The organism is Desulfosporosinus nitroreducens (genome assembly GCF_023897015.1).
Taxonomy (GTDB): domain Bacteria; phylum Bacillota; class Desulfitobacteriia; order Desulfitobacteriales; family Desulfitobacteriaceae; genus Desulfosporosinus; species Desulfosporosinus nitroreducens.
Map to the genome: position 1 here is coordinate 1 of NZ_JAMHFY010000057.1, position 8,590 is coordinate 8,590.

The 8,590-nt window shown below is 34.8% G+C and carries 9 protein-coding genes and 1 pseudogene; 5 read left to right on the forward strand and 5 right to left on the reverse strand.

What is annotated here, in order from left to right; all coding sequences use genetic code 11:
• Window positions 1–266 precede the first annotated feature (266 nt).
• Together M8E35_RS25760 and M8E35_RS25765 are read right to left on the reverse strand one after the other, a co-directional pair.
• Window positions 267–720 (reverse strand): annotated as a pseudogene (locus M8E35_RS25760) (YodL domain-containing protein).
• Between the two features lie 263 nt (window positions 721–983).
• Window positions 984–1,529, reverse strand: coding sequence for a TetR/AcrR family transcriptional regulator (locus tag M8E35_RS25765; protein WP_252473830.1), 546 nt, complete (start codon window positions 1,527–1,529; stop codon window positions 984–986).
• A 139-nt stretch (window positions 1,530–1,668) separates the two neighbouring features.
• On the opposite strand from M8E35_RS25765, the gene M8E35_RS25770 reads away from it, so the two are divergent.
• Entirely contained in the window at window positions 1,669–2,811 is a 1,143-nt protein-coding gene (locus M8E35_RS25770; RefSeq protein WP_252473831.1) for an alpha/beta hydrolase family protein, read from the forward strand.
• Between the two features lie 501 nt (window positions 2,812–3,312).
• On the opposite strand, the gene M8E35_RS25775 is transcribed toward M8E35_RS25770, so the two are convergent.
• Both M8E35_RS25775 and M8E35_RS25780 read right to left on the reverse strand, forming a co-directional pair.
• The gene (locus M8E35_RS25775; protein WP_252473832.1) at window positions 3,313–3,495 is read right to left on the reverse strand and encodes a hypothetical protein; all 183 of its coding nucleotides are present in this window, start codon (window positions 3,493–3,495) and stop codon (window positions 3,313–3,315) included.
• An 83-nt stretch (window positions 3,496–3,578) separates the two neighbouring features.
• Window positions 3,579–4,043, reverse strand: a complete 465-nt coding sequence (locus M8E35_RS25780; protein WP_252473833.1) for a class I SAM-dependent methyltransferase — start codon at window positions 4,041–4,043, stop codon at window positions 3,579–3,581.
• 404 nt (window positions 4,044–4,447) lie between these two features.
• On the opposite strand from M8E35_RS25780, the gene M8E35_RS25785 reads away from it, so the two are divergent.
• Window positions 4,448–4,948 carry a GNAT family N-acetyltransferase gene (locus tag M8E35_RS25785; protein WP_252473834.1) on the forward strand — a complete coding sequence of 167 codons (501 nt, stop codon included), beginning with the start codon at window positions 4,448–4,450 and terminating at the stop codon, window positions 4,946–4,948.
• 511 nt (window positions 4,949–5,459) lie between these two features.
• Here M8E35_RS25785 and M8E35_RS25790 read toward each other — a convergent pair.
• A complete protein-coding gene (locus tag M8E35_RS25790; protein WP_252473835.1) occupies window positions 5,460–6,206 on the reverse strand; it encodes a hypothetical protein in 747 nt (248 codons plus the stop codon).
• A gap of 282 nt (window positions 6,207–6,488) precedes the next feature.
• Here M8E35_RS25790 and M8E35_RS25795 point away from each other — a divergent pair, with 282 nt between their 5' ends.
• The 3 genes from M8E35_RS25795 to M8E35_RS25805 all read left to right on the forward strand — a co-directional run bounded on the left by M8E35_RS25795 (window position 6,489) and on the right by M8E35_RS25805 (window position 8,452).
• On the forward strand, window positions 6,489–6,647 hold the full coding sequence (locus tag M8E35_RS25795; RefSeq protein ID WP_252473836.1) for a hypothetical protein: 159 nt from the start codon (window positions 6,489–6,491) through the stop codon (window positions 6,645–6,647).
• Window positions 6,648–7,599: 952 nt separating this feature from the next.
• Window positions 7,600–7,791, forward strand: coding sequence for a hypothetical protein (locus M8E35_RS25800; protein ID WP_252473837.1), 192 nt, complete (start codon window positions 7,600–7,602; stop codon window positions 7,789–7,791).
• Between the two features lie 79 nt (window positions 7,792–7,870).
• On the forward strand, window positions 7,871–8,452 hold the full coding sequence (locus M8E35_RS25805) for a hypothetical protein (RefSeq protein ID WP_252473838.1): 582 nt from the start codon (window positions 7,871–7,873) through the stop codon (window positions 8,450–8,452).
• Window positions 8,453–8,590: the final 138 nt, after the last annotated feature.

Genomic DNA, 8,590 nt, shown 5'->3' on the forward strand with positions numbered 1-8,590 from the left:
TATTTATCCTCCTCCGAGTCCTGTTAACTCACTATACTTCTCTCGGAGGTCCATGACAACTATTCTAACTCAGGGGGATGGCAAGCAAGAATAAAACCCTCAGCGTACTGAGGATTTTATTCTTAACAGCTTTATAAGCAGGACTTTATAAGCAGGAGCAGAGTAGCCCCCATTCCTGCTTATCCATCATTCACAATATGCCACTCTCTGCTCCATCACAATCCCCGATTTAAACTGTATCTCCAGCTTATCCTCGCTAATCACCTTTACGCTCTGGAGTAACCGTCTGACCAGTTCCTCGTCATACTCTCCTTAATTGGTACTTGAAATTCACTGCCCTCGCCATCGTATAACTCCACTACATCAGACATGGACAGAGAGTGTCCGGTATAGCCGGGTGGCTGGTTGGAATTAAACTTGGAATAGATCGCTTCCAAACTGTTGCTTTCCCTCACCGTCATAGACCACTTGGTAATCTTTCGGATTTGGTTCTCCGAAGTCCTTTTTCATCTGGTCGTAACTGATAAATCGCATTAGAATATCCGATTCCGGCTTGAGCTGCCAGATACGGCAGTTTTTTAACAGGGTAAGTTCATGGGTTTCTTTCTGCCCGTTAGATAATCGGTCAAACACACCGTCCACCCATTTTACTTCCGAGATTTCCTTTTGGCGATTTAGAAATGGCTGAAATTTCCTCTGATTCAAACAGCGGATCGACATCCGTTACTCCTTGTCTAAAACATATATATTTCTAAACATATACGCAGCGTAGGCATATTTTCCCCATACTGTATATAGATAATTTCCCACCCGTTATAACAGTTGTTGCATAAATTGCAACAACTGAATTCCACTCAGGTTCTTCTTTGCTAAAAAGCATATTTAACAATATCTATCTCCATGCCATCTTCGTTTTGATACATTACAATTTTCTATGTTTACACCCTTTTCATGCATTTCAATTATAGTCATTCCATTATTTTTTAATTTACAGCGATTTGAAGTGTCTGCTTCAAGATTGCTGCTAACTGATCTGAAGATAGTCTCATACCATCTTCCACCCATTGAATCAACATTCCATTTAAACCTCCAAGACTATAAGATAATGCAAATGAAAGTATATCAACGTCAAGCTGAGTATTCGGTTTGACCATTTTAAAAACTGATGGAGCCATTTCTCTTGCTGTATTATAAATTACTTCTAGCATTTTGTTTTTTTTGAGCAGGTTCAAAAAATCTTCGTGCTGCTTCCAAAAACTAAAATAGATTGTGGCTACTTCTATGTAATGTTTAGGAACTGCTTCGTTCACTATACTCTTAAATTCCTCTGCGAGAAAAAACAGATATTCGGATAATATATCTTCTTTAGATTCATACAGTCGGTAGAAAGTCCTACGAGACAAATTTGCTTCCTGACAGATTTGTGTCACTGTAATCGTTGAAAAGTCATTAGTTATCATAAGCTTAAGTAGTCCATCTGTTAACATCTTTTTGGATTGCAATGCAATCTTGTAATTCATATTGTTCATGTATTCCCCCATTAATGTTACAAAGCATATCAATATGTAGCACAATAGATCATTCTATTGCTAAACTTCTACCAATTCATTATAATAAGTTTTATAAAATGCGTCAAGTGTGACACATTAGGAACGAGGTAATATAAATATGGCCTATATAAAAAACATAATCGGAATACAACAGCTTGATTTTCAAATAAACCGAGTATTAACCTATGGAGAAAGGGCTGCAAATGAAACAGAAATCATTGAAAAAACCCGAGAAATCAAAGACCTTTCAAAATGGTTTGAAGTATGGTCTACCCTTGGAAATGAATATAAGGATTCTTCCCAACATATGCGTGCAGCTTATGCTTACAGAATGGCTGAATTTTTTCTAAAAGAAGACCATCCGCAAAAAAATAGTATGTATGAAGCATCTTATGAGAATTTCCATATGGCTTTTAAGCAAATGAATTTAAACTATGAAATCAATGAAATCCCTTATATGAATTCAAAAATGCATAGTCTTATTTTTAAAAGTGAAAACGAAAAAGGAATTTTGCTTGTTTGCGGCGGTTATGATTCTTTTATCGAAGAATTCGTTCCTGCATTATTTGACTTTACGGATAACGGGTACACAGTGATATTATTTGAAGGTGGCGGACAAGGTAAAACCTTAAAAAACGGACTCACATTTGTGGCCGACTGGGAAAATCCGACCTCCCGCGTATTAGACTACTATGGTGTAAAATCGTGTACTATGATTGGAATATCTTGGGGCGGTTATCTTGCAGTCAGGGCTGCTGCTTATGAGAAAAGAATTCATGCAGTAGTTGCATACGATGTTCTTGAAAACGGGTTTCTCTGTATGACTAATATATTTCCTACTTTTTTAAGATATATGGTAAGATTTTCTGTACTACATCGCAGAAAAAAAATAGCAAACCGAATCCTTAGCTTTCTAAGGGGAAAAAGCTTGATTGCAGATTGGGCACTGATGCAAGGAATGTATATAACCGGAACAAAAACCCCGTACGATTATTACAGGGAGTTGTTAAAACATCATCTACCTCAGAGAGTATGTGACCAACTGACCTGCCATGTTCTACTGCTTGCAGGAGAAAAAGACCATTATATTCCTAGTAACCAGTTTTATAAATTATCAAATAAGATTAAACGTGCGAAAAGCCTTTCTACAAGAATGTTTACTGAAGCAGATGGAGGTGAACAACATTGTCAGATAGGAAATCATAAACTTGCTATTGATGAAATATACAATTGGATTAAAAGTGTTGAAAATAACCTTTGATAAATAATAATATGGAAGAAACCAAAATCTTCATTTTCTCATACTAAATAAAAGAGACAGAGTCTGTAGGTCATTTAAGTTGACCTAAAAACTCTGCCTCATAATTATTCACTCATTCAATATTCAATTGTGCCTTCAAAGCTAACACAAAACCATTAATTTTTTCGAATTCGCCCTATGTCATCTATATTTTAGCCTATTTTTAAGGGGCAAAAAAGAGCATTTTTTCGCTCAATTTTCGCCCCAAAATTGCTCTCAAACCACAACATCTTGTGGTCAAACTCTACTTTTTGCCCTCCGAACCACATTTCGTCATCAGAATTATACACTCAACGTGCCCCGTCACGATGAAAGAGCTATATTTATAATACTCATTTTACTGGCAAGCAAAACACTGTACATACTCGAATCCGGGTTAAAATGAGTCAGTGGGGATAGGGCTTTGTAGCTAATTCTTCTATGACTGTAAGTTAGAAATTAAATCCTGAATATTTGATATGCTTAAGATTTGGTGGTAATAAACGCCATATTACCAAGAAGATCGTATCTTATGGGAATATTCAGTTCATCAAAGACAGCTCGAAGTTGGTCTATGTTTCTAGGTACCAATTTGCCGGAGTTTCCCAAGGCCTTAAGATATCTGTCGCCAAAACGATCGCCTTTAACCAAGGTTGAAAAATACATCTTGCCATCTTGTGATAAAACATTTTTTAATCCAGTCATTAACTTGTTTATATCATCGAGGCAGTGCAGTAAATTTAATGAAATTATTGTATTGAAACTATTGGGTTAAAAGGTAATTGAAGAGCATCAGCGTGGAGGAAAACCATATTGACAGGGATTTTTCCATTTAGTTTGGTGAGTCTTGACTTCGCAAGTTTTAACATTTTGATTGATTGGTCTATAAGGACAACCGGACGATCAGAATATTGAATATATGTTTTTGCAGTAAACGCCAATGAGCCACACCCGAGGTCTAATACATATCCCTTCTTTGATGACTTAAGTGCATCGAGATCGATGGAAGCAAATTTGGTGATCGAATATCCCCATATGAGACGATTGTACAAGGGATTGCAAGCCACCCAGTCATATATATTCCCAAACTCTGTATCATAAGAATTAGTGACTTCAACGTTCTTAAAGACCGAGTATATATGAGGTTCTATGAGTCTGAGATTTGCCTTATTTAAGAGTAACTCAGATAATTTATTTTCTCCAATAGTTACCATATTATCGCCTCTCCTCTTCAATTAAAACCTTCTGTATTGATTATTCTACAAAGCAAATTCTAATCCTTTTGTTTCCATATAATATTATGTAGTGAGAAAGTATTCATGCCCAATTCGAAGAGGGAGATATACTAAACCCCATAGGTACACAGTAATTTGAAAAATTAGGAAAAAACCGAACAAACACCATAGTAAATCGACGTAAGCGTGAGAAAAACGGACTTTAGTATTCGGATTAAAGCACCCTAAACAAGCCAGAAAAGCAGAAATTAAAATAGGTAAATTAGCTGTCAGAGAGGAATTTGGGCGAAAACGGAGAATGTAGTATTGATGAACTTTACAAAATGCCGGTATATTTATTCCAATAGAGCGAAGCCATATAGAGTATTTAAAGGAGAAATATTATGAATCTGAAGTTTGATAGAATGGCAAAAGAATATAGCAAAGAGGTAATGGATATATTCAACTACTATGTAAAAAACAGTTTTGCTGCTTACCCAGAGTCTGAGTTGCCCTACGATTTTTTTGGAATGTTCTTAGAAATGACAAAAAATTATCCCGCTTATGTAATAAAAAATGGGGATGCAGAAAAAGTAATCGGATTTTGTTTTATACGTGCATACAATCCATTTCCTGCATTCAGAGAAACAGCAGAGATAACCTATTTTCTAGATATACAGGAAGTAGGAAAAGGGATTGGGAAAATAGCATTAGAACTTCTAGAAAGAGAATCTAGTAAAATCGGTATAAAGAGTTTATTAGCAAGTATTTCTTCTGAGAATAATCAGAGTATAAGTTTTCATAAAAAGAATGGTTTTCTTGAATGCGGAAGATTTCATAATGTTGGTAAAAAATTCGGCAAGCTCTTTGACATAGTGTGGATGGAAAAGAGCTTGCCTGAGTAGGGCAATAAAGATCATAACTGCACCTAACTTATGGATTTACTAGTTCAATAAACAATAGCACCAGCGTTCCTTATTGATAGAATGCCTAGTGCTATTTACATACCGTTATTGTTAGACTATGCCAAAGTTAAAATCAGACATTGTCTTTTTGGTTCTTGTCATATGCTAATTATAGGACTCCAATCTTTGGTCGGCATCTAAGTTAAGAGGATATGCGGTAAATGAAATAATGGCAAAGCTTTAACAGAGGTGGCAAAAGAACGATCAAAAGACATTGAGATAGCCACTAATTATGAAGTCAGCCCGCAGTTCTGACGGTCGACGTCAACTGGCTCAATAAAAACAAGAGTAAGTCTTAGAAATCAGGTATCTTTCAAAATTGCTCAAATGGAATATAAAAATGCTCCCTCTAAGTAGATAACAGTAAGTGACACTACCTATAAGGAGCTTTAATTTGGTCGGATTTGATAATATTATTCGTTATATTTTAAATAAATATCGATAACGCTTTTTATGAAATCCAAGTTTTTTCATATAAGAGGTTCCAAGTAAATCCATAATAAAATGAACCTGCTCCACCCATAGCGACAAATCTCCATCTTAGTGAAGCTTGAGCAGGAGAAGTTCCAATTTGTGCTGGTCTGGGAGTTTTTAAAGTTTCAGAGTTTGTTTGTCCACCTACAGCCCAAGTCATTTCGTCGTCAACATAATTAATTACACTCCTACCAGTATTAATATCAGACGCCGTTGTATAATCACAGGTAAAACCTCCGCCAGTTGCATTAAAGTCATATTGTATCCATTTAGTATAAGTGTAAGAACCACTTGCCTGAACCATTTGTTCTGATTTTTTATTGTTATTGATTAATTTATCAACTGCTTTTTTATCGCCAATAGCATCTAACAGTTTTTGTTCATTTTCGGGAATAATATCAATTGCAGATATTTTGCAATATGATCCGTCAGGGAAAACATATTTTTTTTCTGAATCAATGTTCGTCAAAGAAAAAAAATCTTCAGGTAGAGCTTTTAGTTTTTCCGAGTTCATTGAATCAATTAATTCACCATTCTTAATTTTTTGTATAAGTAATACTTGTTTATCCTTTGGTACTCCCTCAGAATTAAATTTCACCTTTAAATTACTAATTTCTTGGTCAGTTAATGTAATAGAATTTACTGGAGCACCATACACAGGAATTACAGACAGAAGCATTACCAAACAAAGTAACAAAGGAACCAAAAAACTCCTCTTCTTCATTAAAACACATCCTTTTCCATATTTATCCGACCCGATCAAATTATACATTCCATTGTTTAAAAATATTGTAATAATATGTTAATATTGCCAAAACTTTTTTAGATGTGATAATATGAAAAAAGTAATAACTAACCGGACTTCGTAATATCGCGGAACGTTATAAGACATCTAGGTCCTAATTATATAGAGGTTAGTATTATTGGTTTTTTTATATTATTGATAATAGCGGAATCGTAAAGGCTTATTAACAAATCAGAGGAATTGAAAGGAGTAAATAGGACTATGGTAGACGCCACACAAGCAACTCTTGGTGTTCTCTTAATTCCTTTGGCTATGTCAGTTGCACTTATCATTTTTGCTGTATGGCATGTGAGGAAATTAAATAGTATTAATCAAACTGTTCGTGACATTCTTGAAAAGTTAAAAAACGATAACATATAATTTAAGCAATATATTAACGTTTAAATTTATTTAGTAATAAATTTAATAAGAGGGAATAGAAAGAGGGGTTCCCCCTTTCTATTCCCTCTTTATCTTAAGATTTAATCGCAATTTATAAATAAAGTATCAATAGTTGTGGTCACTGAGTAAGAATTTTCCTACATATCATTTTTCTTTAATTTTCAGCTTGAATTAAGCCATATCCGAATAATGTATCTCTTCCACGAGTTCCTAAATCGAGGGTCTTTTTATCGAGCAAACTGCGTAGTTGAATCTTCTTTGATGAAAATAACCTCAACTCGACCGCTATGGGATTTGAATAGGGGGGTTAACGTAATCTCAGTTATCGGACTTAAGCCTCATAGGATGGAAAATATTGAGGATGATGCGTGATGTCCTAAGAATCTGATATAATAAAATAGAGTTCATGTCTAGGTGAGGTTTATAAACATGTTTCGGTCTTCTCAGCAGAAATCATATTCTTCGTCTCTATAAAGATTAAATTGGTTTTAACATTGGAGGTAGATATTATGATTAATGCTATCCTTTGGGTGTGCCTAGTGGCGGGAACAACGCTTGTGGGACGATCTGGTGTATGTTTTCCAATGCTATGGGAGTGGGCGTACATGATTAATAATTTCACCGTTTTAATACATGAAACAAGCGTTGGGAGGTTCGATCCCTCCCCGTCCCGCCAATCCTTAACATGAAATAACCAACATCGTATAAGATAATCTCTCCAATCCACCTATTAGTTGATGAATGTTTAGCATATAGGTCCCTGCAAAAGAACTTATTTTGTAGGGATCTATATGCTAATTGTTAATAAGTTCCATGTATCTTTAATGGTGAAATATACGAACAGGTTCGTATAAATGTAAAGTCTATTCCAAGTACCATTAACGAAGTCGTAATATATCTGTTATGTAAAATAACCATTTCGGAGGTTTTCATGAAGAATCGTATTGAACAAACAAGGGGGAAAGTTAAGGCTCTATTCCCCCGTTGGTATGAACTACGCTGTGAAATTTGGGATCAACTTGATTATGACTTAAAGTATGAGTTTCTCGAAGGGCATTTTCCATATAATCAAAAAGATATATTGATTAAAACAATATATCGGAAGTTTATCTCAAGCTTTTGAAGAATTAGTCGATTGTTATACATATTCCTTCGCTGCCAATAAAATTGCATTAGAATTGGAAGAGTTAGAAGATCGAGGATTGGCGGGTTATTGGAAATATAAAGTTAGAAATAAACACTTTAGAGATTTTCTACCTAAATTCTTCACGACGTTAGATTATCTAGCATTCATGATTTTTGAACTATCTAGAGGATCACTTATTCCTGAACAAAGTAATAAAGAGCCAAGAAGAATTGATTTTAACAAAATTAAAAAATCTTTAATTATATGTAAAGGAGATCAAAACGACATTGGCTGGTTATCGCTAAAGGATAGGGAGAAGATTGAAAACTCATTAAATAAGATCTTTAGAGGTATTTCATCTGATGGTCAGGAAATATTGAAAAGGTATAGAGATATTATTACTCATAGATATTTACCTGGTATTGATGAAATTACTATTAATACTGAAAGACAAGGGTCTAGAACAAGAGCGGTCCCAGATCGGGGGAAACTGTATGCTATAGGCGATGGAAGAGTTACATACGATAATTATGCAATTCCAGAATTTAAATTTACTGATTTAATTATGGTTGCAAGAAGTTTAATATATAACTTATCTGACATAATTAATGAAATTGCTAGCTTGGAGATCATGAAAACGGTAATAAGAACAGACTAGTGTGGTTACTTTGGGTATGTAAATAATTTTGTGTAAATCTTTATTCCCCTCCCTCTTCCACTGTAAGCAGTCAAGTAAAACCAGCAACTTTTCGCCACAAACCATACAACATTTTATCTCTGAGTAATAGTCTTCCTG